Origin of the sequence: Pseudarthrobacter sp. NPDC058119, assembly GCF_042884655.1 — a bacterium.
In the GTDB taxonomy this organism is placed as follows: Bacteria; Actinomycetota; Actinomycetes; order Actinomycetales; family Micrococcaceae; genus Arthrobacter.
The window spans coordinates 216834-240243 of sequence record NZ_JBHVTN010000007.1; the positions used below are offsets into that span (position 1 = coordinate 216834).

Consider the following 23410-nt stretch of genomic DNA (forward strand, 5'->3'; position numbering starts at 1 on the left):
CGCCGTCCCGTTTAAAACTCAATCCACGGATATGACAGGATTGTCATATCCGTCACTTTAACTGTCAATGGCAATGACGAACTGCTTACGGTGGAGCGGACCCTTCCCGCGACCAAAGGAAACTCCATGGAAGCCCGTCCCTCTGCCGTCCGTACCCCCTGCCACAGCCCGCCGGGAGGAGGTGGCGGAGGCCTCCGCCGCTTCCGGTTCCGCGCTGCGTTCCTCTCCCACCTTGGTGCCGATGTACCGGCGTCGCTGGTGGTGTTCCTCGTTGCCCTCCCGCTGTCGCTGGGGATCGCAGCGGCATCCGGCGCGCCCATCATGGCCGGCCTGATCGCCGCCGCCATTGGGGGAATTGTGGCCGGAAGCCTCGGGGGCTCACCCCTCCAGGTGAGTGGACCGGCGGCCGGACTGACCGTCGTCGTGGCCGGCCTTGTCCAGGAGTTCGGCTGGCAGGTGACCTGTGCCATCACCGCGGCTGCCGGCGTCGTCCAGCTTTTGTTGGGCGTCAGCCGGGTGGGCAGGGCGGCCCTGGCCGTGTCGCCGGTAGTGGTCAAGGCCATGCTCGCCGGCATCGGCGTCACGATCATCCTGCAGCAGCTGCACGTGATTCTCGGTTCCCGGCCCGCAGGATCCGCGCTGGAAAACCTCGCAGGACTCCCGGCGGCCATTACCAACCTCGAACTGCACGCGGCCCTGCTGGGGCTGGCCGTCGTGGCGATCCTGCTGTGCTGGAAGTTCCTGCCGACCGCTGTCCGGCGGGTTCCCGGGCCGCTGGCCGCCGTCGCGGCAGGAACGGCGCTGGCCGTGGCTTTTGCGCCCGGGGTTGAACGGATCGCCCTGGACGGATCGATCGTCGACGCCATCGCCCTGCCGCAGCTCCCCAACGGCAACTGGCGCGCCTTCGCGTTCGCCATTTTGACCATGGCGCTGATCGCAAGCATTGAATCCCTTCTTTCCGCGGTGGCCGTGGACAAGATGCAGACCGGCCCGCGGACCAACCTGAACCGGGAGCTCATTGGCCAGGGCACGGCAAACATCCTCTCGGGCTCGCTGGGCGGCCTTCCCGTCACGGGCGTCATCGTGCGCAGCGCCACCAATGTGGAAGCGGGCGCAGCCACCCGTACGTCCGCGGTGCTCCACGGCGTGTGGGTCCTCGCCTTCTCGGCCCTCTTCGCCGGCCTGATCCAGCTGATCCCGCTGGCCGTGCTGGCCGGCCTGCTGGTGGTGATAGGGGCCCGCCTTATCAAGCTGGCGGACATCCGCACCAGCCTGCGGACCGGGGACTTGCCGATCTATGCGGCAACCCTGGCCTGTGTGGTGTTCCTGAACCTGCTTGAGGGCGTCATGATCGGCCTCGCCCTCGCCGCCGTCAACGTGCTCTGGCGTGTCCTCCGCGCCCAGATCCATGCCCACCCGCCGGCCGCCCCGTCGTCGCCCTGGCGGGTGACCATCTCCGGTTCCTGCAGCTTCTTCGCGCTGCCACGGCTCACCCCTGCCCTCGCGGTTGTACCGGCCGGCAAGGACGTGGTGGTGGAACTGAACGCCGACTACGTCGACCACCCGTTCCGTGAAGCCCTGCTCGCCTGGCAGCAGCAGCACCAGTCCACCGGCGGAGCCGTAGGCATCGAGGAACACGGCAACACCGTCTTCCGGGATGCCGGACACAGGGCCCCCAGGCGGGAAAATGCCACCGAGTTGCCGCTTCCTCCTCGGAAGGAACCCCTGCTGGTGGGGGTCAACAAATACCACCGCCGGTTTGCCCACCAGGTCCGTCCGCTGGTGCATGACCTGACCGACGGCCAGAATCCGGACAGCCTGTTCGTGGCCTGCGTCGATTCCCGGGTCAACCCGAACCTGATCACCAGCAGCGGCCCCGGTGACCTGCTCACGCTGCGGAACATCGGCAACGTGGTGTGCAGCCACGGGCGGGACGACTCCATCGACTCGGCCCTGTCCTTTGCCATCAACGGCCTGCGGGTGCAGTCCCTGGTCATTTGCGGGCACTCCAACTGCGGTGCCATGAAGGCGCTGCTGGCGGAAGCCGACGGCGGGGACAACACTTCCCTGGGGCCCGCCTTCACGCTGTGGCTGGACCATGCCCGGCCCAGCTATGCGGCGCTGCTGGCAGGGCACCCGGTGGGCAGGCAGGCTGCCGCCGCCGGCTACGGCACCCTTGACCAGCTCTCCATGGTCAATGTGGCCGTGCAGTTGGCAAAGCTCCAGGACCATCCGGTGGCTGGCCCCGCGCTGGCCGGCGGAACAGTCCAGGCAACGGGACTCTTCTATGACATTGCCACGGCGCGGGTCCTGCGGGTCTCCGCGGACGGCATCGAAAACCTGGATCCTGCCTTCAACGACGCCGGCCAGGGGAAAGTCCTCGCGGCCGGGCGCTGACCTGCGGCAACAAATGGCGAAGGCGCCCCGGTCCTGGACTGGACGGGGCGCCTTTACCGTTTTGAGCCGGGGCTATTTCACCGCGCTGGACCGGGCGATGTCCCAGGCGTTGGTCGACGCTGCCATGAGCAGCGCCGCGCCGAGCATGTGGGCTGCCACCAACAAGGCGGGGATGCCGTTGTAATACTGCGTGAAACCGATGATGGCCTGGAGGACGGTGACGCCCAGGAGCATCAGGACCGCCGTCCGGAAGGTGCCGGTGATACTCCGCCGAATGACCAGGACGAGCGCTACCACAGTCCCGGCGGTGACCAGGTAGGCAGGCACCGCGTGGATGTGGGAGAACAGGTCCCAGTCGAGGTCGTTGCGGGGAGCGTCGGCGTCACCCGCGTGCGGACCGGCACCCGTGACCACCACGCCGAGCATCACGGCCACTGCGGAGAAGAGTGCGACGGCGGAAGTCACCGGGCGCAGCACGGCAGGCAGTTGGGCGGGGCGGCCGGCGGGGACGCGGCCGGTCCGGCCGAAGGCGCGGTTGACCAGCAGGGTGGAGAACACCACCAGGGCCATCGACACCAGGAAGTGCAGGCCCACCACCCACGGGTTGAGGTTAGTGAGCACCGTGACGCCGCCGATGACGGCCTGGGCCGGGATGCTGGCGAGCAGCCCGAGGGCCAGCAGGAAGAGGTCCTTGCGTTCCTTGCGCAGGTTCCACAAGTAGACCAGCATGAGCGCGGCCACCGCGGCCAGCGCGAAGGTCAGGAGCCGGTTGCCGAACTCGATGAAGCCGTGGATGCCCATCTCGGGGGTGTTCACGATCGAGTCCGAGGTGCAGCGCGGCCACGTGGGGCAGCCAAGGCCTGACGCCGTCAGACGGACAGCACCGCCCGTGACCACCAAAAGCGTCTGCCCGATCAGGGAGGCAACGGCGAGGCGGCGGATGCGGACGTCCACCGTGCGGGGGAGCCGCGACGCCAGGCGGCCGGCAAGCTGGGGAAGGCGTGAAGCCGTGGTCACGATTATCTCAATTCCACTTGAACCAACGGATGGCTGCTGCTCCGGCGATGACGGTCCAGAGCAGCAGGATCAGGGCGGCGCCACCGTTCACGGCCCCGCCCAGGAAAGCGGCGCGCATCGATTCGCCGAGGGCGCCGGAAGGCAAGAAATGGACTACGGCCTGCGCCGCGGCGGGCAGCCGCTCGGCCGGGATGACGATGCCTCCCATGGCCCCGAGGAGGATCCACAGCAGGTTGGTGATCGCCAGCGTCGCTTCCGGCCGGACGGTTCCGGCCACCAGCAGCCCCAGTGCGGTGAATGCCGCTGCACCCAGCGCAAGCAGCGCCAGCCCGGGGAGCCAGCCCGCCGCCGTCGGCTGCCAGCCCAGGGCCAGGGCAACCAGGCCAACCACCACTGCCTGGAGGCACAGGACCGCCAGGACCGAGAGGACCTTGCCGGCGATCAGGCCGCCGCGCCCCAGGGGCGTCGTGGACAGGAACCGGAGCACCCCGTAGCGGCGGTCGAAGCCGGTGGCGATGCCCTGGCCGGTGAAAGCCGTGGACATGGCGCAAAGGGCGAGGATGCCCGGAACAGCCACGTTGATGCGGCTGGAGCCCATGCCGTCAAGGAAGGGGGTCACCGTCAGCCCCACAAGGGCCAGCAGCGGCAGCACCACGGCCAGGATCAGCTGCTCGCCGTTCCGCAGCATGGTCAGTGCCTCGTATTTGCCCTGCAGGAGGACGCGGCGGGGCAGGGACGCGGGCTGCTGTGCCTCCCGGATCGCTGCGGTACTCATCGGATGTCCTTTCCTGAGATGTCCAGAAAGACGTCTTCAAGGCTACGCGCCTGGAGGCCCATCGACGCCGGCATGATGTCTTTTGCTTCCCACCACTGGGCCAGGGCGGAGAGGTGGCGGGGCGTGAGGGCGCCGGTGACGGCGTAGCTGCCGGCGCGGGTTTCGGAGACGTCGACGCCGTCCGGCAGCACGGCAGAAAGGTCCAGCCCGGCGGGTGCTTCGAACACCAGGGTCCGGACGTGCCCGCCGGCGTGGTCCGCCACGGGGCTGAGCTGCAGCAGCTCATGGACGGTGCCTTCGGCCACATTCCGGCCGCCGTCGATGATGTACACATAGTCCGCAAGGCGCTGGGCGTCGTCCATGAGGTGGGTGGTCAGGATGATGCCCATGCCGTCGTCGCGCAGCTCGGCGATCAGGTCGAACACCAGCTGCCGGGACTGTGGATCCAGGCCGGCGCTGGGTTCATCGAGGAAGAGGACTTCCGGCCTGCCGATCAACGCTGCGGCGAGGGCCAGGCGCTGCTTCTGGCCACCGGAAAGCCGGCGGACGCTGGTCCGGCTGAAGGTATCGATGCCCAGCCTGTCTACCAGGTCTTCCAGCGGCCAGGGACGGGCGTACAGGCCGGCGATATGCCGCAACAACGGGATGGGCCGTGCCGACGGCGGGAGCCCGCCGTCCTGCAGCATCACACCGACACGGGAGCGCAGGTCGGCGCCGGCCGTGGCGGGATCCTGGCCCAGCAGGGAAATACTGCCGCCGGTACGTTTCTGCAAGCCCTGCGCGCATTCCAGGGTAGTGGTCTTGCCTGCTCCGTTTGCGCCCAGCAGAGCGGTGACCTGACCGCGCTCCGCGATGAGGGAGACGCCGCTGACAACCCTGAGCATCTTTCCGTCAAGGCTGGAAAGGGGGCCTACGTCCTTGATGAGCCCATTGATGGACAGGACGGGGGACTGGGGGGATCGCACCACAGTATTCTACGGGATGTAGTATTCAGTGCCGTCCTGTTGGGTTGGGTGGAGCGCCGGGAAGCTGGATTGGAGTCACATTGCGTGCGGAGCCAAGGTCAGCCTGCCCTTACTGGAGTGCGGGACTAAATTACGACATGATTGTGTTGTGTATTCCGTGACCAACGCTACCGCTGTGCCCGTAGCCGGGCCGGGACCCGCTGCACCCGGTCCCGTGGCAGACGCTGACGAGCGCACCCGGGACCGGGTCCTCGCTGCCGTCCTGGAACACGGCCCCGTCAGTGCCGCCGAACTGGGAGACATGCTGGGGTTCACCCCGGCCGCTGTGCGGCGCCACCTGGACCACCTTTCCCGCGCCGGCGTCATCGAGGTCAAGCGCCTCGCCAAGCCGGGTTCAGGCGCCGGCCGCCCCGCACGCCGCTACGTCCTCAGCTCACAGGGCCAGTCCAGCCTGGGCAACGACTACCTTGACATTGCGGCCCTTGCGCTCCAGCAGCTGCAAAAGGTGGCCGGCCCCGACGCCGTACGGGCTTTCGCCGAAGAACGGTTCGCGGACATGGAACGGCGCTATGCCCCGGAAATAGAGAAGGCCGGACCGGACATCCGGGACCGGGCCACCGCCCTGTCGGCCGCGCTGAGCCGCGACAACTTCGTGGCATCCGCCGCCTCCATCGAGGCCAAGGCGCCCCTGCCCGCGGCGCTCTCCAGCGTCCAGCTCTGCCAGGGACACTGCCCCATCCAGCAGCTCGCAGCCCGTTTCCCGGTATTCTGCGACGTTGAAACCGAAGTCTTCTCAAGGCTGGTGGGAGTGGACGTTCGCCGGCTCTCCACCCTGGCCCGTGGTGGCCACGTCTGCACCACCCACATTCCCACAGGCAGGCTGTCTGCCAGGCCGGCCACCGTGCCGGCGGCAGCCCCCGCCCGCCTGGACGAAGTAACCAACCATCAGCAAGAAAGGCCGTGATGACGGACCAACTATCAGAGAAAGCAGTAGCCGAAAACACTGTGATCTCGGAGATTCTGGAGAAGAATCCCGAGCTCCACGGCATCGGCAACTACGAGTACGGCTGGGCCGACAAGAACGACGTCGGCGCCAATGCACGGCGTGGTCTCGATGAAGAGGTAGTCCGGGACATTTCGGCCAAGAAGAGCGAACCGGAATGGATGCTGGACCTCCGCCTCAAGGGCCTGAAGTACTTCGACCGCAAGCCCATGCCCACCTGGGGTGCAGACCTCTCCGGCATTGACTTCGACAACATCAAGTACTTTGTCCGCTCCACCGAGAAGCAGGCTGCCAGCTGGGAAGACCTCCCGGAGGACATCCGCAACACGTACGAGAAGCTGGGGATCCCGGAAGCCGAGCGCAGCCGCCTGGTTTCCGGTGTTGCCGCCCAGTATGAGTCCGAGGTTGTCTACCACCAGATCCGTGAGGACCTCGAGGCCCAGGGCGTCATTTTCCTGGACACCGACACCGCGCTGAAGGAACACCCGGAGATCTTCCAGGAGTACTTCGGCACGGTCATCCCGGTGGGCGACAACAAGTTCGCCTCGCTGAACACCGCAGTGTGGTCCGGCGGTTCCTTCGTGTACGTGCCCAAGGGCGTCCACGTGGACATCCCGCTGCAGGCGTACTTCCGCATCAACACCGAGAACATGGGCCAGTTCGAGCGGACCCTGATCATCGCCGACGAGGACTCCTACGTCCACTACATCGAGGGCTGCACGGCGCCGATCTACACTTCGGACTCCCTGCACTCCGCCGTGGTGGAGATCATCGTCAAGAAGGGCGCCCGCGTCCGCTACACCACCATCCAGAACTGGTCCAACAACGTGTACAACCTGGTGACCAAGCGCGCGGTCTGCGAAGCCGGCGCCACCATGGAATGGGTTGACGGCAACATCGGTTCCAAGGTCACCATGAAGTACCCGGCCGTCTACCTGGTGGGCGAGCACGCCAAGGGCGAGACCCTGTCCATCGCGTTCGCCGGCGAGGGCCAGCACCAGGACACGGGTTCCAAGATGGTCCACATCGCGCCGAACACCAAGAGCTCCATCATCTCCAAGTCCGTGGCCCGCGGCGGTGGCCGTGCCGCCTACCGAGGCCTGGTGCAGGTCCGCGAAGGCGCCAAGCACTCGGCCAACACGGTGCGCTGCGACGCCCTGCTGGTGGACACCATTTCCCGCTCGGACACCTACCCGTACATCGACATCCGCGAGGACGATGTGCAGCTGGGACACGAGGCCACCGTTTCCCGCGTCAGCGAGGAACAGCTGTTCTACCTCATGTCCCGCGGCATGCCCGAGGACGAGGCCATGGCCATGATCGTGCGCGGCTTCATTGAGCCGATCGCCCGCGAACTGCCCATGGAATACGCCCTTGAGCTGAACCGCCTCATCGAACTCCAGATGGAAGGATCCGTCGGTTAATGACTGCCGAAGCAACTACCGAAAAGGCGCGCATCGGCGCACCGTCGATCGCCGGTTTCACCGAGGAAGGCGAGCACCTGGTCGCCTCCAGGGTTGACCGCCACCACAGCCACGGCACCCAGGTCATGGCCTCCCGCGCCGAGCGCCTGACCAGCCATGACGTGGCCGACTTCGCCCTGCCCAACGGCCGGGAAGAGGAATGGCGCTTCACCCCGGTGCGCGAACTGGCGAACCTCCTCTCCGACGCCCCGTCGGAGGAGGGCGCCCTGGGCGTCTCCATCGAGGCGCCCGCCGCTGTGGTGCAGCGCACCCTTCGCTCCGGCGAGGCTCCCCGCGGCGCCACCTTGGTCCCCGCCGACCGTGCCGCCGTCGTGGCTTCCGCCAACACGCAGGAAGCGCAGCTGATCTCCATCCCGGCCAACGCTGAGCTGGACGCACCCGTGCGGCTGGTCCTCACCGGCAACGGGGCGGACCGCCGCAGCAACTCGCACCTGGTCATCGAAGCCGGCGCCAACAGCCGCGGCGTGGTCATCATCGAACATGACGGCACCGCCGACCACAACGGCAACGTTGAGGTCCTGGTCCGCGAAGGTGCCCACCTCACGGTCGTCTCCGTGCAGCTGTGGGAGGACGATGCCAAGCACCTGGCACAGCACGACGCCGAGGTCGCCAAGGACGCCGTCTACAAGCACATCGCCGTAACGCTCGGCGGCAGGATCGTCCGGCTGAACTCCAACGTCCGGTTCGCCGGGGAAGGCGCCGAGGCCGAGCTCCTGGGCCTGTACTACGCGGACGCCGGCCAGCACCTGGAACACCGTTCCTTCGTGGACCACAACGTGGGCAACTGCAAGTCCAACGTCCTGTACAAGGGCGCGCTGCAGGGCAAGGGCGCGCACACGGTCTGGGTTGGCGACGTCCTGATCCAGAAGCAGGCCGAAGGCACCGACTCCTACGAAAAGAACCAGAACCTGGTCCTCACCGATGGTTGCCGCGCGGACTCCGTGCCCAACCTCGAAATCGAGACTGGCCTGATCGAGGGCGCCGGCCACGCGAGTGCCACCGGCCGGTTCGATGACGAGCACCTGTTCTACCTGATGGCCCGTGGCATCCCCGAGGACGTTGCCCGCCGCCTGGTGGTCCGCGGCTTCCTGAATGAAATCATCCAGCAGATCAAGGTCCCGTCCCTCGAGGAGCGCCTGACCGAGGCTGTGGAACGCGAACTCGCGGCATCCGAGAACTGAAGGCAGGCAGGAACGTATGAGCGGTACACCCAAGGGCGAGCTGGTTTGCAGCGCCAATGACATCCAGGTCAAGCAGGCGCTGCGGATCCTGATCGACGGCTACCCGGTAGCCGTGGTGCGGGATTCCATGGGGGAGATCCATGCCATTGGAGACACCTGCTCGCACGCGGACATTTCCCTGTCCGAGGGCGACGTGGAGGGCTGCGCCATCGAGTGCTGGGGCCACGGCTCCCAGTTCGACCTGCGCAGCGGCCAGCCACTGCAGCTTCCCGCCTACGATCCTGTGCCGGTGTTCGCCGTCGAACTCGACGGAGACGACGTCTACGTTGACGTCACCAACGTTTTGAACGGCGCGGCAGTAAACAACTACTGAGCGCCCGCAGCACCAGACTTACGAGCGAAAAGAAAGAAGAGCATGTCAACTCTTGAGATCAAGGACCTGCACGTCAGCATTGAGACGGAGCAGGGCACCAAGGAGATCCTGAAGGGCGTCAGCCTGACCATCAGGACGGGCGAGACGCACGCCATCATGGGCCCCAACGGCTCCGGCAAGTCCACCCTGGCCTCCACCATCGCCGGCCACCCGCGCTACACCGTCACCAGCGGCACTATCACGCTGGACGGCGAGGACGTGCTGGCCATGAGCGTTGACGAGCGCGCCCGCGCCGGTGTCTTCCTGGCCATGCAGTACCCGGTGGAGGTTCCCGGCGTGACCATGACCAACTTCCTGCGCACCGCCAAGACCGCCATCGACGGCGAAGCACCCAAGCTGCGCACCTGGACGAAGGACGTCAAGGATGCCATGGAGAAGCTGCGGATCGACGCAGACTTCGCCCAGCGCAACGTCAACGAAGGCTTCTCCGGCGGCGAGAAGAAGCGCGTGGAGATCCTGCAGCTTGAACTCTTCAAGCCCAAGTTCGCCGTGCTCGACGAGACCGACTCCGGCCTCGATGTTGACGCGCTGAAGATCGTCTCCGAGGGCGTCAACCGCGCCCACTCCGAGGGCAACATGGGCACGCTGCTCATCACCCACTACACCCGCATCCTGCGGTACATCAAGCCTGACTTCGTCCACGTGTTCGTGGACGGCCAGGTTGTCGAGGAAGGCGGCCCCGAGCTGGCCGACCGCCTCGAAGAAGAAGGCTACGACCGTTACGCCAAGGGCGCCGGCGCAGCCACCGTGGCGGCTCCTGCCGCAGCACAGGCCTAGTAAGGACTCATAGTCATGACCGAAATCACGCCGGGCCGCACGGCCCTGGAGGACGTCGAAGAGGCGCTCAAGGACGTCATCGACCCCGAGCTTGGCGTCAACGTCGTGGACCTGGGCCTGCTGTACGGCCTGAAGTACTCCGACGACGACGGTGCGCTCCTGATCGACATGACGCTCACCACGGCCGCCTGCCCGCTCACCGATGTGCTCGAGGAGCAGGTGGGCCAGGCCCTGGACGGCGTCGTGGACGACTGGCGCCTGAACTGGGTATGGATGCCGCCCTGGGGTCCTGAACGGATCACCGATGACGGCAAGGACCAGATGCGGGCCCTCGGCTTCAACATCTGAATAAGTACGACGACGGCCGGTCACCTTCCCTGCGAAGGTGGCCGGCCGTCGTCGTTGCCTCATCCATTGCTGCCTAACTGCCGTTATGACCTCTCAAAACGGCAGTTACTCAGCAATCGATAGGATTACTCGAAGGGATTAAAGGGTGGCTGCGGAGAACGTGTCGCACTGTTTGAGGTCACCGGTCTGGTACCCGCGGGAGAACCAGCGCTGGCGTTCCTCGCTCGAGCCGTGGGTCCACCCTTCGGGGGAGACGCGGCCGGTGGCGGCCTTCTGGATTCTGTCGTCACCAACCGACGCGGCGGCGGACAAGGCGTCGTTCACGTCCTGCTGGGTGAGAGGTTCCAGGTAGGGCTGGCCGGTGGCGGGATCCGGGGTGGTGGAGGCGTACTTGGCCCACAGGCCGGCGTAGCAGTCTGCCTGGAGTTCGGTGCGGACGGAACCCGACTCGGGTCCTTGTGGATCCTGCTGGGCACGCTTCAGGTCCCCGAGCAGGTTCTGTACGTGGTGGCCGAACTCGTGTGCCACCACGTATTCCTGGGCCAGCGGGCCGCCGGAGGACCCGAACCGGTCAACGAGTTCCTGGAAGAACCCGGGATCGAAGTAGGCCGTGGTATCCGTGGGGCAGTAGAACGGCCCCACCTCGGAGGTCGCGGCACCGCAGCCGGTGTTGGTGCTGCCGCTGAAGATCACTGCCTCGGGCTGCGGGTACTGCACCTTGTACTGCTTCAGGTAGCCGGGCCAGAATGCATTGAGGCTGTTGACCGTGCCGGTGATCCGGCAGTCCAGCCGGGCATCCGCGTCCGCTCCGGTGCTGCAGGCGGGTGCTGTGCCCTGGGCCTGTCCCGTAGAGCCGCCGTCCACCAGGCCGCCGAGCATGTTGGGGTTGATACCCAGGAGGAGGGCAACGAGCAGGACCAGGCCGCCGCCGATGCCGCCGCCGACTTTCACCCCGGTGCCCATGCCCCGTCGGTCCTGGACCTGGGAGGGATCAAGCTGCACGTTGTCATTGAAACTCATAACGTCACATTACCCGCGGGCCGGGCGCTCAATCTGCCCTGCCGGTAAAGTTGGTCCGTGCCTTTCCTCGACAAGCTCCAGCGCTGGGCCGGGCAGTGGCCGCACGGCACCGCTGTCGTGATCGCCGGACGGCGCCTCGACTGGGAGCAGCTACGCGACGCCGCGGCGGAAGAGGTAGCCGGCACCAAGTCGGTCACGGCACTCTGCGAGGCCAATTCCGTGGACTTCGCCGTGAAGTTCGCAGCCGCCGTGGCTGGCGGCCGGCAATGCGCTGTCCTGGATCCGGAGTGGTCCCCCGCGCTGCTGGAGGACATTGTGCGGCGTGTGGAGGCCTGCGCCGATCCGGCACCGGTGTCTGCCGATGATGGGTTGGCCGATGGGCCAGCGGACTCCAGCTTCCTGATTGGCCTTACTTCCGGCACCACGTCCGTTCCCAAGGCGTTCACCCGCTCCCGCGGGTCCTGGCAGCAATCCTTCGACGCCTCGATCGAGTTCTTTGGGCTCCGGCAGGATGACGTCACCCTCGCCCCGGGGCCGCTGGCCGCCAGCCTCAATCTGTATGCGCTGGCCGAGTGCCTGTACGCCGGGTCGGAGTTCCAGACCCTGGAGACGTTCGACGTCGGCGACGTCCATGCGGCCATCGCCCACGACCGCGTTACCCGGCTGGTCCTGGTGCCCACCATGCTGCGGATGCTCAGCGAACGCGGCATGACCGGCTGCGTCGATGCTTCCTGTATCCGCACCATCATCTGCGCCGGTTCGAAGCTTGATGCCCGCACCCTCGAAGCTGCCCGCCGCTGGGCGCCGAACGCCACCATCTATGAGTACTACGGCGCCTCCGAACTGAGTTTCGTCTCCGGACTGGGCCTGGCGCCCGGCCAGGCCGCGTCCGCCGGTGGCACCGGAATCGGCCGCCCGTTTCCCGGGGTCGACGTCCGGATCCTGGATGACTACGGCGCAGCGGTCGCCGACGGCGGCTACGGCAACATCTGCGTCCGCAGCGGCATGGTGGGCAACGGCTACCTGTGGGGTGACGACGGTGAAGCGCTGCGGTGCTTCGGCGACTGGTTCACGGTGGGGGACCAGGGCTACCTGGCGGACGGAGAGCTGCACATCCTCGGCCGCCGCGCCGACATGATCCTCACGGCGGGGAGGAACGTCTACCCGCATGAGGTGGAACTGGCGTTGGCGGCTGTCCCCGGGGTTTCGGCAGCTGTTGCTGCGGGGATGGCCGATGATTTGCGTGGACAGCGCGTGGTGGCCGGCGTGGTGCCCTCCCACGGCGGGATCACCGCCACCCAGCTGCGGGCCGGCCTGGAGGACATCCTGTCCCGGCACAAGCGGCCGCTCCAGTACTACCTGCTCCAGGAGCTTCCCACCACAGACCGCGGCAAGGTCAGCCGGAACCTCCTGCTGGAGTGGATCAATGCCCGCGACCCCAGGGTGCGTGCCCTTGGCGCCTGACGTCCTGCCGTCCGACCACCTGCCACCCGACCGCCAGCCGGTCATCGTCGCGGCGCGTCGGACCCCGGTGTGCCCGGTCAACGGCGCCCTGCGGAGACTTCGCGCCCACGAACTCCTGGCTCCGGTCCTTCGCGAACTGGTCGCCGAAGTGGCGCTGGACCCAGCGTCCGTCACAGACGTTGTCATAGGCAACGCCGTCGGCGGGGGCGGGAACGTCGCGCGGCTGGCCCTGCTGGAGGCGGGACTGCCGGCCGGCGTGCCGGGAATCACCGTTGACCGGCAGTGCGGTTCAGGCCTGGATGCAATCGTCCTGGCTGCCCGGCTGGTGGCGGCCGGCGGCGCACCGCTCTACCTGGCAGGGGGAGTGGAAAGCACCAGTACCGCGCCCCTGCGGGCGCACAGGACGGACGACGGCGGCCCGCAGTTCTACCGCCGCGCCCAGTTTGTGCCGGACAGCTTCGAGGACCCGGACATGGGCGTGGCCGCGGAAACGGTGGCCGGCGAGTACGGCGTTTCCCGCGAACGCCAGGACGGCTTTGCGCTGGCCAGCCACCGGAAAGCCCTCGCTGCCATCCGGGACGGACGCTTCACGGACGAACTCGTGCCGCTGGATACCCCTGCCGGGACCGTCTCGTCGGACGGCGGCCCGCGGGCCGGCCTGACTCCTGCCGTCATGGCGCGGTTCCCCGCCGCCTTTGTGCCGGGAGGAACCGTCACCGCCGGAAACTCCTGCTTTGACGCGGACGCCGCCTCAGCCGTCGTCGTAACGTCCCTTGCGAAGGCCCGCCAACTGGGGGTGCGTGCCGGCCTGTTGGTGCGCGGTACCGGTACCGCCGGGGTGGCTCCGCAGGTGCTTGGGATGGGCGCCGTTCCAGCTGCCAATAGCGTACTGGCCGCTGCAGGCGTGAAAGCCGGTGAGCTGGACCTCGTGGAATTCAACGAGGCCTTCGCTTCGCAGACGCTCGCGTGCCTGGATGAACTGAGGATCGATCCCGGCCGGGCAAACCTCGACGGCGGGGCGCTGGCACTGGGGCACGCCTACGGCGCGTCGGGTGCCGTGCTGGTGACCCGGCTGCTGGCCCAGGCGCGGCGGGCGGACACCCAGGGTGCCCTGGCGCTGGCCATGATCAGCATGGCCGGTGGAATGGGCACAGCCGCGCTGTTGGAATATCGGCGCCTGTAACGCCGCCAAGGCGTCCGGCCGGTCAGTCGTCCGCTTCGCCCAGGCCGCGGGCGGCCAGCGCCTCACCTGTTTGGCGGGCGTAGGCCACGGACGTGATGAACACCGGCAGGACCAGCGCACGGGGGTTGCGCTCCAGTCCCCGCGCTTTGGCTGAGTCGCGCACGTCGGCGAAGGTGCCGGCGATAAAGGGAACGCTGCGGAGCATGATGCCGATGGTCAGCGCGAAGCGTTCGGGATCGGCGCCGAACCTCTTGAAAGGACGCGCCAGGTGGACTACGCCGTCAAGGAGCCGCTGGATCGGCGTGGTTGCGGTCAGCAGGGATGCTGCCACGACGCAGACCAGGATGTTCAGCACGATCCGGGTCGCTGTGGGCCCGCCCAGCTGCCACCACTGGAAGAGTCCGATGACCAGCAGCACGGGGGCCAGCGGTCGGACGGCGTGCCACAGCCGCTTCGCCCCCGCGCCTGTTGCGAGGAACAGGCCGCAGAGCACGGCCAGGACCAACCCGGAGATGCGCCAGTCCTCGATGAGGAAGGAAAGCAGGCCACAACCGATGACCAGGAGGAACTTCAGCGCCAGCGGTGCCCGGTGTACCGGCGACGTGCCGGGCACGTAGTTAGCCAGGAGGAAACCGTGACCCCTCACGTGGATTCCCGGCCTGCTGCGTCCAGCCCCCGCAGGCACCATGCGCGGTAGGCTGCCACGGCCTCCGCCGGGTCGCCGTCGAAGGCCACGCGGCCCTGGTCGATGACCAGGACCCGGTCCATGTCCAGGGCCAGGTCAAGGTCGTGGGTGGACATGATGATCTGCTGGTCCAGGTCCGCCAGGGTCCTGCGGAGCAGCTCGCGGTTGCGCAGGTCCAGGAGGGTTGAGGGCTCGTCCAGCACCAGTACCCGGGGGTTCACGGCCAGCACGGCCGCGAGCGCCATCAGTTGCCGCTCACCGCCGGACAACTCGTAGACGCTTTGGTCCGCCAGGTGCAGCAGGCCCAGGCGTTCGAGGGCTTTATCGGCCAGGTGCCGCCGTTCCGTTCCGCCCTTAGTTGAACGGCGGAGGGACAGCTCTACATCCTCCCGTCCGGTGGGCATCACCAGCTGTGACAGGGGATCGGTAAAGACGAACCCCACGTTGCGCCTGACCTTCCGGACGGCACCCACGGTGTCGTCGCCGTCCACCGTGACGGTTCCGCTGGTGGGCTGGACGAGTCCGTTGATGAGGCGCAGCAGCGTGGACTTGCCGGATCCATTGGCGCCGATGACGCCCACCCGGGCTTCGTCCAGCCTCAGGCTGATTGCGTCGAGGAGGACCTTGGGCTGCGGTGAGTTCTCGCTTTCAACGGTGACACCCACCTGGTGGAACGTTACTGCCGGCATGGCCTGGTCCCTAGGCGCTCTGGGCGGGCTGGGTGCGGCGGACGCGGCGGACCAGGACGTCGGGGAAGGCCCGGTGGAGGGCGACGGCGACGGCGGCCGCGAGGAGGTTCTTGATGATGTCTCCCGGGTAGAAGACCAGGTCGCTGACGAAGGCCTGCTCCAGGGTGGCCTTGGAGTTGAGGGCAATGCCCAGGACGCCCAGCGTGTGCACGAAGACGATGCTGGTGGCCGTGGCGGCCAGGAAGAACCACAGGGCGCGGGCCTTCGTGGTGCGCCGGATGACCACAGTGGCCAGCCAACCCACCACCGCGGCGGCGATGGGGAAGGCGACGATGTAGCCGGCCGAGGGCCCGGCCAGGATGCCCAGGCCGCTGCGGCCCTGGCTGAAGATGGGCAGGCCGGCCAGGCCCAGGAGGGTGTAAAGGCCGACGGCGGCGAAGCCGCGGGCGGGGCCCAGCACCAAGCCGGTGAGCATAACAGCGAGGGTCTGGAAGGTGATGGGGACGCCGAAGCCGTTCAAGGCCAGCCCGGGCACCAGTGCGGCGCCGGCCACGAGGGCGGCGAAGACGGCGATGAGGCCAAGGTCGGTACCGTTCCAGCGGCGGCGGCCGGTTTGGCCGGACTTCTTAGTGGTGGTTTCGGTGCTGCTCATGGCGGTCCTGTCGGGGTTGTACAAGCGGAATCTAATGTACAGCCGACGCTACCGGGGCGGAACGTAGACCATTTTGTAGGGGTCCTACTAAGCGCGCGTGTGGGTGCTTTCGGGTAGGCACAAAGGGGCCCGGACATGAACTGCGCGGGTCTATGCAACGGCCGGAGAGTCGGGGGAGACTGGCGCCATGCGCAAGCTGACCTTCGCCATGAACGTGAGCGTCGACGGCTACATCGCCGCACCCGGCGACGACCTTGGCTGGAGCGTGCCGGGCGACGAGCTGTTCCAGTGGTGGTCCGACCGGGTGGCGGCGACGGGTCTGGCCCTGTACGGGCGCAGGCTCTGGGAGACCATGAGCCCGCACTGGCCCACCGCCGACCAACAGCCTGGCGCAACACCGGCGGAGATCGAGTTCGCCCAACGCTGGCGGGACATGCCGAAGGTGGTGTTCTCCTCAACCCTCGGCGCCGTCGACTGGAATACCCGCCTGGTCACCGGCGACGCGGTCACGGAGATCACCCGGCTCAAGGGCGAAGACGGCGACCCGATGGACATCGGCGGGGCCACACTCGCCGCAGCGGCGATGCGGGCCGGCCTGATCGACGAGTACGTGACCGTCACCCATCCGGTCCTGGTGGGCGGCGGCAAACCGTTTTTCACGGCCCTGGACAACTGGGTGAACTTGGCCTTGGTGGACACGCGAGCATTTCCCAACGGCGTCGTCATGACGAAGTACCAGACCAGGCGCTGACCCTCCGCTGCTGTCCTGCACTATCCCCGGCTTGGTACCCTGTGGCGCATGCCCATCAAACTCGAGAACGTCGGCATCGCCGTCCGCGACCTGGAAGCCGCCATCGCTTTCTTCACCGACCTTGGTCTCACTGTGCTGGGCCGGCAGACCGTGAGCGGGGAATGGGCCGACACCGCCGTCGGACTCGACGGCAACCACGCCAGGATCGCCATGCTCCAAACACCGGACGGCGCCGGCCGCCTCGAACTGTTCGAATACATCCACCCCGATGCGATCGAGACCGGGCCCACCCGGCCCAACGAGATCGGAATGCACCGCGTTGCCTTCTCCGTTGACGACATCGGCGAGGCCCTGGAGGTCGCCGCAAAGCACGGCTGCCACCCCCTGCGCGGCGTGGCAACCTATGGGGACGCCTACAAGCTCAGCTACGTCCGGGGCCCCAGCGGCATCATTGTGATGCTCGCCGAGGACCTGACGAAGGGCTGAGCCAGCAGGCGGCCTGCAATATACTCCGAACATGCCCATCACGCACCCACCCCTCAATGCTCAACGCCCTGACCACAAGACCTCCGGGGGCCGGCTGTGAGCGGCGGCCTCGTAGCCCTGCTGGATGACGTGGCAGCCCTTGCCCGGATAGCGGCAGCATCGGTGGATGACGTGGCGGCCGGTGCCGCCAAGGCCGGGGCAAAGGCCGCCGGCGTCGTCATCGACGACGCCGCGGTCACCCCCCAGTACGTCTCAGGTGCGGATCCGTCCCGTGAACTGCCGATGATCAAGAAGATTTTCTGGGGCTCCATCCGCAACAAGCTCCTGATCATCCTGCCCGCCCTGCTGCTCATCAGCGCCTTCATCCCCTGGATCATCCCTTTCATTCTCATGCTCGGCGGCACCTACCTCTGCTACGAGGGCGCCGAGAAGGTCTGGCACAAGCTCCGTGGCGGCCACCACGAGGAAGAGGAAGCCCCCGCGGTGGAACGCGGTCACGACGCCGAGGCCAGGGTCGTCAAGGGCGCCATCACCACAGACTTCATCCTGTCCTGCGAGATCATGGTCATCTCCATGAATGAGGTGGCGACGGAGTCCATCTGGGTCCGCGCGTTCATCCTGGTCCTGGTGGCGTTCGCCATCACGGTGCTCGTGTACGGCGCCGTCGCGCTCATCGTCAAGATGGACGACATCGGCGTCCACCTGGCGGCCAAGGACTCTCCCCGCTCCAAGCGCCTCGGGAGGTTGCTGGTCACCGGAATGCCTGCTGTGCTCGCTACCATCACGTTCGTGGGAACCATCGCCATGCTCTGGGTCGGCGGCCACATCATGCTGCAGGGCGCCCACGACCTCGGCTGGCACGCACCCTATGACCTGGTCCATGCGATTGAGCACCCGGTGGCCGGCGTTGCCGTCGTCGGCGGTCTCCTGGCCTGGCTCGTCAACACCCTCTGCTCAACCGTCGTCGGACTCGCCTGGGGCCTCATCGTGATGGCCGCCGTCGGCCCGATCCTGAAAGTGCTGCCGTTCGGCAAGGCAAAAGGCGGGCACAGCGAGTCCGCCACTCCCGCCACTAACCGTGGGCCTGACGAACACCAAGCCTGACCGCTGCCGCATCCGCTGCGCGTTTCAGAACGCGTAACGGATGCGGCAATACGGCGTGATCCTTTCGATGAGCGCGCTCAACTGCGCCACATAGCCGGCCTTTGCCCGGGCACGGTAACGGACGTTGTTGAATCCGTTGGACGATGTCTTCGATTCCTGGAGGCCGGGACGCCACAGGACATTCTCGGCCTGCGGGTGCCAGCCCAGGTTGACTTCGTGCAGCTGCTCGTTGTGGGTCAGGAAGATGACCTCCGCCGCGAGTTGGGCCTTGGCTGCCTCCGACAACGTCTCGTCGAGCTGGCGGAGAAGTTCCTCCCAGTCGGCCAGCCAGGTACCGGTGATGATGACCGGGGAGAAGTTCACGTGCACTTCGTAGCCGGCTTCGACGAAGTCGTTAATCGCTGCCATCCGTTCCGCCACGGGCGAGGTCCGGACGTCAATGGATCTGGCCAGGTCCGCCGGCATCAGGGAGAAACGGATCCGGGTGTGGCCGCCATGGTCCCACGCCAGCATCCCCGGGTTGACGAACTTGGTCGCGAAGGACAGCTTGGCGTTGGGCAGTTCGCGGAAGAGCCCCACAAGCTCCTCGACGTTGGGGCTGATCAGTGCATCCACCGAACAATCGCTGTTCTCGCCGATGTCGTACACCCACAGGTCCGGGTCGCACTGGTTCGGCTCCAGTTTCAGCCCCTGGCGGGTGGCGTGCCGCTCCAGCGTCGCAGCGATCTGGTCGATGTTGGCGAACACCGTAATTGGATTGCTGTACCCCTTGTGCCGCGGAACGTAGCAGTATGCGCATGCCATCGCGCAGCCGTTCGCCGTGGAAGGTGCGATGAAGTCCGCTGAGAGGCCATTGGGTTTGACGGTCAGCGACTTTTTGATCCCCAGGACCAGCGCTTCCGTTTTGATCCGGGACCAGCGCGGCACGTTGGTTTCGTCACCATGCAGGTCCGGGATGTTCCAGTGGCTTTCCACCGGCACGACGTCGGCCCCGGGCCAGCGTGCGAGAATCTCCTGGCCACGGGGCAGCTCCAGGGCTGCCGGCTGTGCGTAAATACGCCGGATCTGCAGCAGCCGATCGAATTCCATCACCCCATTCTGCTGCAACCCTGGCGGCGCAGCCGCCAGTTAAGCCCACGGCAGCAACGCCGGACGGCCGGGAGTTTCCGCTGCTGAAACTGGCCTGGCCCGCCGGACGGTAGACTGAAGTGTGCCGTTTTCCGGCCACTCTGCCCCAGCGTCCCTTCGCAGCCACTGCGCGGACCGTGGCGTTCCCTGTTGTGAAAGGCCTTACCTGCTGTGATTACTGTCCAGGATCTTGAACTGCGTGCCGGTGCCCGGCTCCTCATGGACCAGGTGAGCTTCCGCATCGATAAAGGGGACAAGATAGGCCTGGTGGGCCGGAACGGCGCGGGCAAGACCACGCTGACCCGTGTCCTCGCGGGCGAAGGCCTGCCCGCCGCCGGCAAGGTGACCCGCAGCGGTGAAATCGGCTACCTGCCCCAGGACCCGCGGACCCCCGACATGGAACAGCTGGCGCGGGACCGCATCCTCTCCGCCCGCGGCCTGGACATCGTCGTCGGCAAACTGCGCAAGGCGCATGACGAAATGGCGAGCGATGACGCCGACGTCCAGCGGAAGGCCATGAACCGCTACGACCGGCTGGAATCCGAGTTCCTCGCCGCCGGCGGTTACGCGGCCGAGGCCGAGGCGGCGTCGATCTGTTCCAACCTTGCCCTGCCGGACCGGCTGCTGAACCAGCCGCTCAAGACGCTCTCAGGCGGTCAGCGCCGCCGTGTGGAACTTGCCCGGATCCTGTATTCGGATGCCGAGACCATGCTCCTGGACGAACCGACCAACCACCTCGACGCCGATTCCATCGCCTGGCTGCGTGACTTCCTGAAGAACCACCAGGGCGGCCTGATCGTGATCAGCCACGACACCGACCTGCTGGAAGCCACCGTCAACAAGGTGTTCCTGCTGGACGCGAACCGCGCCCAGATCGACTTCTACAACATGGACTGGAAGCGCTACCTCCTCCAGCGCGAAACTGACGAGCGGGCCCGGAAGCGTGAACGGGCCAACGCCGAAAAGAAGGCACAGGTCCTCATGGACCAGGCCAACAAGATGCGTGCCAAGGCCACCAAGGCCGTCGCCGCGCAGAACATGGCCAAGCGCGCCGAGCGGCTGCTCAGCGGACTGGAAGCTGTCCGGGAGCAGGACCGCGTGGCAGCCCTGCGGTTCCCGGACCCGTCTCCCTGCGGCAAGACCCCGCTCACTGCGGACGGGCTCAGCAAGTCCTACGGGTCGCTGGAGATTTTCACGGACGTGGACCTGGCCATCGACCGTGGCTCCAAGGTGGTCATCCTGGGCCTCAACGGTGCCGGTAAGACCACCCTGCTGCGCATGCTCGCCGGGGTGGATGCCCCTGACACCGGCGAGGTCATTCCCGGCCACGGCCTCAAGGTGGGCTATTACGCACAGGAACACGAGACGCTTGACCATAACCGCACGGTGCTGGAGAACATGCGTTCATCCGCGCCGGACATGAAGGACGCCGAGGTCCGCGGCATCCTTGGCTCATTCCTGTTCTCCGGCGACGACGTCGACAAGCCCGCAGGCGTGCTTTCCGGCGGTGAGAAGACGCGCCTGGCCCTGGCCACCATCGTGGCCTCCAGCGCCAACGTCCTCCTCCTCGACGAGCCCACCAACAACCTGGACCCCGCCAGCCGCGCGGAAATCCTCGGCGCCCTCCGCAACTACACCGGCGCCGTCGTCCTGGTCAGCCACGACGAAGGTGCTGTCGAGGCCCTGAATCCCGAACGGGTCGTCATGCTTCCGGACGGCGTGGAAGACCTCTGGAACGAGGACTACCTGGACCTGATCACCCTGGCCTAGCGCACCGTCAGTTCCATGGCCCCGGTGATGCGGAGCAGCTCCTGGTAGGTGATGCTGAACATCGAGTGGTGGTCACCTGCTCCAGCCCACAGCAGGTGGTGGGCCTGCAGGGTTTCGTCCAGGAGTGTCTTGATTCTCTTCGGGTGCCCTACGGGTGCCACCCCGCCCACCTCCTGCCCTGTATGGTCCAGGACGAAAGCGGGGGAGGCCCGGCGGATCCTGCCGGTGCCGAGCCGGGCCGCAACCAGTGCAGTATCAACCCGGGCTGCACCGCTGGCGAGGATCAGCAGGGGTTCGCCGCCGACGTCGAAAATGAGGCTGTTGGTGATGGCGGCAAGATCGCACTCCAGCGCCTGGGCCGCGGCGGCCGCGGTGGGCACTCCGGCAGGAAATGTCCGCACGGTGTCGCCGGCTCCGGCCTCGACCAGCGCGGCGCGCACCAAGGCGACCGGACCGCCGTCGTATTTTTCCACGTCCTAGTACCCCTGCGCATCCAGGAGGGCGTCTTCTTCTTCCTCTGCAGTCGCCTTCTTCCGCTTGCGCGGCGGTGCTGGCTGCCGCCGGACGGCTGGAACGGCGGAGTGGACCGCGCCGTCCAGTTCGGCCTCGTCCTGGTCCTCGGCATCGATCGCGGCGTTGCGTGCCTGCTGCCGCGCCGCGTAGCCGAAGCCCACGAACATCAGGACCCCGAACGCGAACCATTGCAGCGAGTAGGACAAGTGCGTCCCCTCGTCAGTGGACGGCTTGGGGAAGGCCACCGGCGTATCCGCCGGTGCCGGCGTTTCCGAGGCCAGCTGGCCGTACGCGCCCGTGAGGATGGGATACCCCAGCTGCGCGGAGTAAGCGTGAAGGTCAATGGACGCCAGCTGCCCCTCAGGTGCCCCGCGCTGCAGTTCCGGCTCGCCGTGCTTCAAACGGACGACGGCGGTCACGTCACCCGTGGGCGGGGCGGGAACCGAGTCGGGACTGCCCGGGTTCTTGTTGCCGATCGGGAGCCAGCCACGGTCGATGACCACCGTCTCCCCACTGGCGAGGCGGAACGGGACCACCACCTCGTACCCGGGCTGTCCGTTCAGCGGCCGGTTGCGGACAATCCGCTGGCCGGCGGCATCGTAGGAGCCCTTCAGCTCCACTTGGGTCCACTCCTTGGCCGGGTCAAGCTGGGTGAACTGGTCCCGTGCCTGGGCAAACGGAATGGGAGTGGCCGAGTAGTTGCTGACGACGCGGTTGATCTCGGCCAAAGTCTCGGCGCGACGGTCCATTTGCCAGCGGCCAAGGAAAACGCACGCGGTGGCAAAGACCGCAGCCAGCAGGAGATAGCCCAGCCACTTGCTGGAAAAAAGGAAACGGTACATTCAGATGTCCTGCTCCAGTGAGGCATCCCCGGGGACCTCGAGCGGCAGGGTTTCCTTCCAGAGACCGCGCGTCTGCAGGTAGTCCTCCAGCCAGTCCCGGTGGTCGGCACAGGCCAGCCAGGTCTTGCGACGCTCCGGAGCATGGATTTTCGGGTTGTTCCAGAGAAGCTGCCAGGACGCCTGGGCCCTGCACGCTTTCCGTGAGCAGACGGCGCCGGCCTCCGATGCCACGTCCGACCCTGCTGCGAAATCGAAAATACTCATGATGCCTGCCGCTCCTCCCCGTGCTCCGGGTCCTCGTCCTTCACCAGCTCGCCCTGCAGCACGGCGTTTCCCGGTTCGTCGTCCTCCACGGGAGCTGGAGGGCTTTCCAGCTCGGCCAGCGGCGCGGAGTCCAGCAACAGGTCGCTGGGCGTCTCGGCTTTGTCGCTGCCGTTCGCGATGATCACAGCGATCCAGGGCAGGAACACAGCTCCCGCCACGGCAATGATCTTGAACCACCCGTCCACCACGAAGATCAGGATCAGGCACACCATGCGGATACCCATGGCCAGGGCGTACTTGATCATCCGCTGGCGCATGTCCTCCGAATGCGCGCCGGCGGCGTCAGTGATGCTATGGACTTCGCTGTCGCCGGAGAACCGACCCGGTTCTTCGGGCGCGGAGTGTCCCGCATGGTTTTCAAGGGTCACGGTGGATGATCACGCTCCAAAGGCTTCCCTTAATTCTCGCACCATCGGCAG

At 66.8% G+C, this 23410-nt stretch carries 25 protein-coding genes; 13 read left to right on the forward strand and 12 right to left on the reverse strand.

Annotation, left to right across the window (positions count from 1 at the left end; genetic code table 11):
• The first annotated feature begins 126 nt into the window (after nucleotides 1-126).
• On the forward strand, nucleotides 127-2397 hold the full coding sequence (locus ACFVTD_RS15945; RefSeq protein WP_387564754.1) for a SulP family inorganic anion transporter: 2271 nt from the start codon (nucleotides 127-129) through the stop codon (nucleotides 2395-2397).
• Between the two features lie 72 nt (nucleotides 2398-2469).
• On the opposite strand, the gene ACFVTD_RS15950 is transcribed toward ACFVTD_RS15945, so the two are convergent.
• Genes ACFVTD_RS15950 through ACFVTD_RS15960 form a run of 3 tightly spaced genes read right to left on the reverse strand, consistent with a single transcriptional unit; the run spans nucleotide 2470 to nucleotide 5154 of the window.
• Nucleotides 2470-3414 carry a heme A synthase gene (locus ACFVTD_RS15950; protein WP_387564756.1) on the reverse strand — a complete coding sequence of 315 codons (945 nt, stop codon included), beginning with the start codon at nucleotides 3412-3414 and terminating at the stop codon, nucleotides 2470-2472.
• 7 nt (nucleotides 3415-3421) lie between these two features.
• Complete coding sequence (locus ACFVTD_RS15955; RefSeq protein ID WP_387564758.1) at nucleotides 3422-4189, reverse strand: ABC transporter permease; 768 nt, start codon at nucleotides 4187-4189, stop codon at nucleotides 3422-3424.
• Nucleotides 4186-5154: an ABC transporter ATP-binding protein gene (locus ACFVTD_RS15960; protein ID WP_387564760.1), complete on the reverse strand. Its 969-nt coding sequence runs from the start codon at nucleotides 5152-5154 to the stop codon at nucleotides 4186-4188. Before ACFVTD_RS15960 ends, ACFVTD_RS15955 begins: the two co-directional genes overlap by 4 nt.
• 148 nt (nucleotides 5155-5302) lie before the next feature.
• Between ACFVTD_RS15960 and ACFVTD_RS15965 the strand changes: the two genes are divergently transcribed.
• The 6 genes from ACFVTD_RS15965 to ACFVTD_RS15990 are packed head-to-tail and all read left to right on the forward strand — an operon-like array spanning nucleotide 5303 to nucleotide 10380.
• Entirely contained in the window at nucleotides 5303-6118 is an 816-nt protein-coding gene (locus tag ACFVTD_RS15965; protein ID WP_387564762.1) for a helix-turn-helix transcriptional regulator, read from the forward strand.
• Nucleotides 6118-7581: a Fe-S cluster assembly protein SufB gene (sufB, locus tag ACFVTD_RS15970; RefSeq protein ID WP_286404038.1), complete on the forward strand. Its 1464-nt coding sequence runs from the start codon at nucleotides 6118-6120 to the stop codon at nucleotides 7579-7581. The genes ACFVTD_RS15965 and sufB overlap by 1 nt, the downstream gene beginning before the upstream one ends.
• On the forward strand, nucleotides 7581-8822 hold the full coding sequence (gene sufD, locus ACFVTD_RS15975) for a Fe-S cluster assembly protein SufD (RefSeq protein WP_387564765.1): 1242 nt from the start codon (nucleotides 7581-7583) through the stop codon (nucleotides 8820-8822). The genes sufB and sufD overlap by 1 nt, the downstream gene beginning before the upstream one ends.
• A gap of 16 nt (nucleotides 8823-8838) precedes the next feature.
• Entirely contained in the window at nucleotides 8839-9195 is a 357-nt protein-coding gene (locus ACFVTD_RS15980; protein ID WP_142133896.1) for a non-heme iron oxygenase ferredoxin subunit, read from the forward strand.
• Between the two features lie 42 nt (nucleotides 9196-9237).
• The gene (gene sufC / locus ACFVTD_RS15985; protein WP_387564767.1) at nucleotides 9238-10032 is read left to right on the forward strand and encodes a Fe-S cluster assembly ATPase SufC; all 795 of its coding nucleotides are present in this window, start codon (nucleotides 9238-9240) and stop codon (nucleotides 10030-10032) included.
• Between the two features lie 15 nt (nucleotides 10033-10047).
• Nucleotides 10048-10380 (forward strand): metal-sulfur cluster assembly factor, encoded by a 333-nt coding sequence (locus ACFVTD_RS15990; protein ID WP_058267279.1) that lies wholly within the window; start codon nucleotides 10048-10050, stop codon nucleotides 10378-10380.
• 138 nt (nucleotides 10381-10518) lie between these two features.
• Here the strand turns inward: ACFVTD_RS15990 and ACFVTD_RS15995 are convergent, their stop codons facing one another.
• On the reverse strand, nucleotides 10519-11400 hold the full coding sequence (locus tag ACFVTD_RS15995; protein ID WP_387564770.1) for a neutral zinc metallopeptidase: 882 nt from the start codon (nucleotides 11398-11400) through the stop codon (nucleotides 10519-10521).
• 57 nt (nucleotides 11401-11457) lie between these two features.
• Here ACFVTD_RS15995 and ACFVTD_RS16000 point away from each other — a divergent pair, with 57 nt between their 5' ends.
• Both ACFVTD_RS16000 and ACFVTD_RS16005 read left to right on the forward strand, forming a co-directional pair.
• Complete coding sequence (locus ACFVTD_RS16000; RefSeq protein WP_387564772.1) at nucleotides 11458-12864, forward strand: class I adenylate-forming enzyme family protein; 1407 nt, start codon at nucleotides 11458-11460, stop codon at nucleotides 12862-12864.
• A complete protein-coding gene (locus tag ACFVTD_RS16005; protein WP_387564774.1) occupies nucleotides 12827-14047 on the forward strand; it encodes a thiolase family protein in 1221 nt (406 codons plus the stop codon). The genes ACFVTD_RS16000 and ACFVTD_RS16005 overlap by 38 nt, the downstream gene beginning before the upstream one ends.
• Nucleotides 14048-14069: 22 nt before the next feature.
• Here the strand turns inward: ACFVTD_RS16005 and ACFVTD_RS16010 are convergent, their stop codons facing one another.
• From ACFVTD_RS16010 to ACFVTD_RS16020, 3 genes are read right to left on the reverse strand one after another with little or no spacing between them, the layout of a single operon-like run.
• Nucleotides 14070-14693, reverse strand: coding sequence for an energy-coupling factor transporter transmembrane component T family protein (locus ACFVTD_RS16010; RefSeq protein ID WP_387564776.1), 624 nt, complete (start codon nucleotides 14691-14693; stop codon nucleotides 14070-14072).
• Complete coding sequence (locus tag ACFVTD_RS16015) at nucleotides 14690-15421, reverse strand: energy-coupling factor ABC transporter ATP-binding protein (protein WP_387564778.1); 732 nt, start codon at nucleotides 15419-15421, stop codon at nucleotides 14690-14692. Before ACFVTD_RS16015 ends, ACFVTD_RS16010 begins: the two co-directional genes overlap by 4 nt.
• Nucleotides 15422-15431: 10 nt before the next feature.
• Nucleotides 15432-16073 carry a biotin transporter BioY gene (locus ACFVTD_RS16020; RefSeq protein ID WP_387564780.1) on the reverse strand — a complete coding sequence of 214 codons (642 nt, stop codon included), beginning with the start codon at nucleotides 16071-16073 and terminating at the stop codon, nucleotides 15432-15434.
• A gap of 187 nt (nucleotides 16074-16260) precedes the next feature.
• Here ACFVTD_RS16020 and ACFVTD_RS16025 point away from each other — a divergent pair, with 187 nt between their 5' ends.
• From ACFVTD_RS16025 to ACFVTD_RS16035, 3 genes are all read left to right on the forward strand, one after another.
• Nucleotides 16261-16824 (forward strand): dihydrofolate reductase family protein, encoded by a 564-nt coding sequence (locus ACFVTD_RS16025; RefSeq protein WP_387564782.1) that lies wholly within the window; start codon nucleotides 16261-16263, stop codon nucleotides 16822-16824.
• Between the two features lie 48 nt (nucleotides 16825-16872).
• Nucleotides 16873-17310: a VOC family protein gene (locus ACFVTD_RS16030; protein WP_387564784.1), complete on the forward strand. Its 438-nt coding sequence runs from the start codon at nucleotides 16873-16875 to the stop codon at nucleotides 17308-17310.
• Nucleotides 17311-17406: 96 nt separating this feature from the next.
• On the forward strand, nucleotides 17407-18414 hold the full coding sequence (locus tag ACFVTD_RS16035) for a DUF808 domain-containing protein (protein ID WP_387564786.1): 1008 nt from the start codon (nucleotides 17407-17409) through the stop codon (nucleotides 18412-18414).
• A gap of 24 nt (nucleotides 18415-18438) precedes the next feature.
• Here ACFVTD_RS16035 and ACFVTD_RS16040 read toward each other — a convergent pair whose 3' ends face one another.
• On the reverse strand, nucleotides 18439-19503 hold the full coding sequence (locus ACFVTD_RS16040; protein WP_387564788.1) for a spore photoproduct lyase family protein: 1065 nt from the start codon (nucleotides 19501-19503) through the stop codon (nucleotides 18439-18441).
• A 210-nt stretch (nucleotides 19504-19713) separates the two neighbouring features.
• On the opposite strand from ACFVTD_RS16040, the gene ACFVTD_RS16045 reads away from it, so the two are divergent.
• On the forward strand, nucleotides 19714-21312 hold the full coding sequence (locus ACFVTD_RS16045) for an ABC-F family ATP-binding cassette domain-containing protein (RefSeq protein WP_387564790.1): 1599 nt from the start codon (nucleotides 19714-19716) through the stop codon (nucleotides 21310-21312).
• On the opposite strand, the gene ACFVTD_RS16050 is transcribed toward ACFVTD_RS16045, so the two are convergent.
• Genes ACFVTD_RS16050 through ACFVTD_RS16065 form a run of 4 tightly spaced genes read right to left on the reverse strand, consistent with a single transcriptional unit; the run spans nucleotide 21309 to nucleotide 23359 of the window.
• Nucleotides 21309-21785, reverse strand: coding sequence for a YbaK/EbsC family protein (locus ACFVTD_RS16050; RefSeq protein WP_387564792.1), 477 nt, complete (start codon nucleotides 21783-21785; stop codon nucleotides 21309-21311). The two genes, ACFVTD_RS16045 and ACFVTD_RS16050, sit on opposite strands and share 4 nt — an antisense overlap.
• Before the next feature lie 3 nt (nucleotides 21786-21788).
• Entirely contained in the window at nucleotides 21789-22667 is an 879-nt protein-coding gene (locus tag ACFVTD_RS16055; protein ID WP_387564794.1) for an SURF1 family protein, read from the reverse strand.
• Nucleotides 22668-22931 carry a hypothetical protein gene (locus tag ACFVTD_RS16060; protein ID WP_387564796.1) on the reverse strand — a complete coding sequence of 88 codons (264 nt, stop codon included), beginning with the start codon at nucleotides 22929-22931 and terminating at the stop codon, nucleotides 22668-22670.
• Complete coding sequence (locus ACFVTD_RS16065; protein WP_387564798.1) at nucleotides 22928-23359, reverse strand: DUF3099 domain-containing protein; 432 nt, start codon at nucleotides 23357-23359, stop codon at nucleotides 22928-22930. Before ACFVTD_RS16065 ends, ACFVTD_RS16060 begins: the two co-directional genes overlap by 4 nt.
• Between the last annotated feature and the right edge of the window lie 51 nt (nucleotides 23360-23410).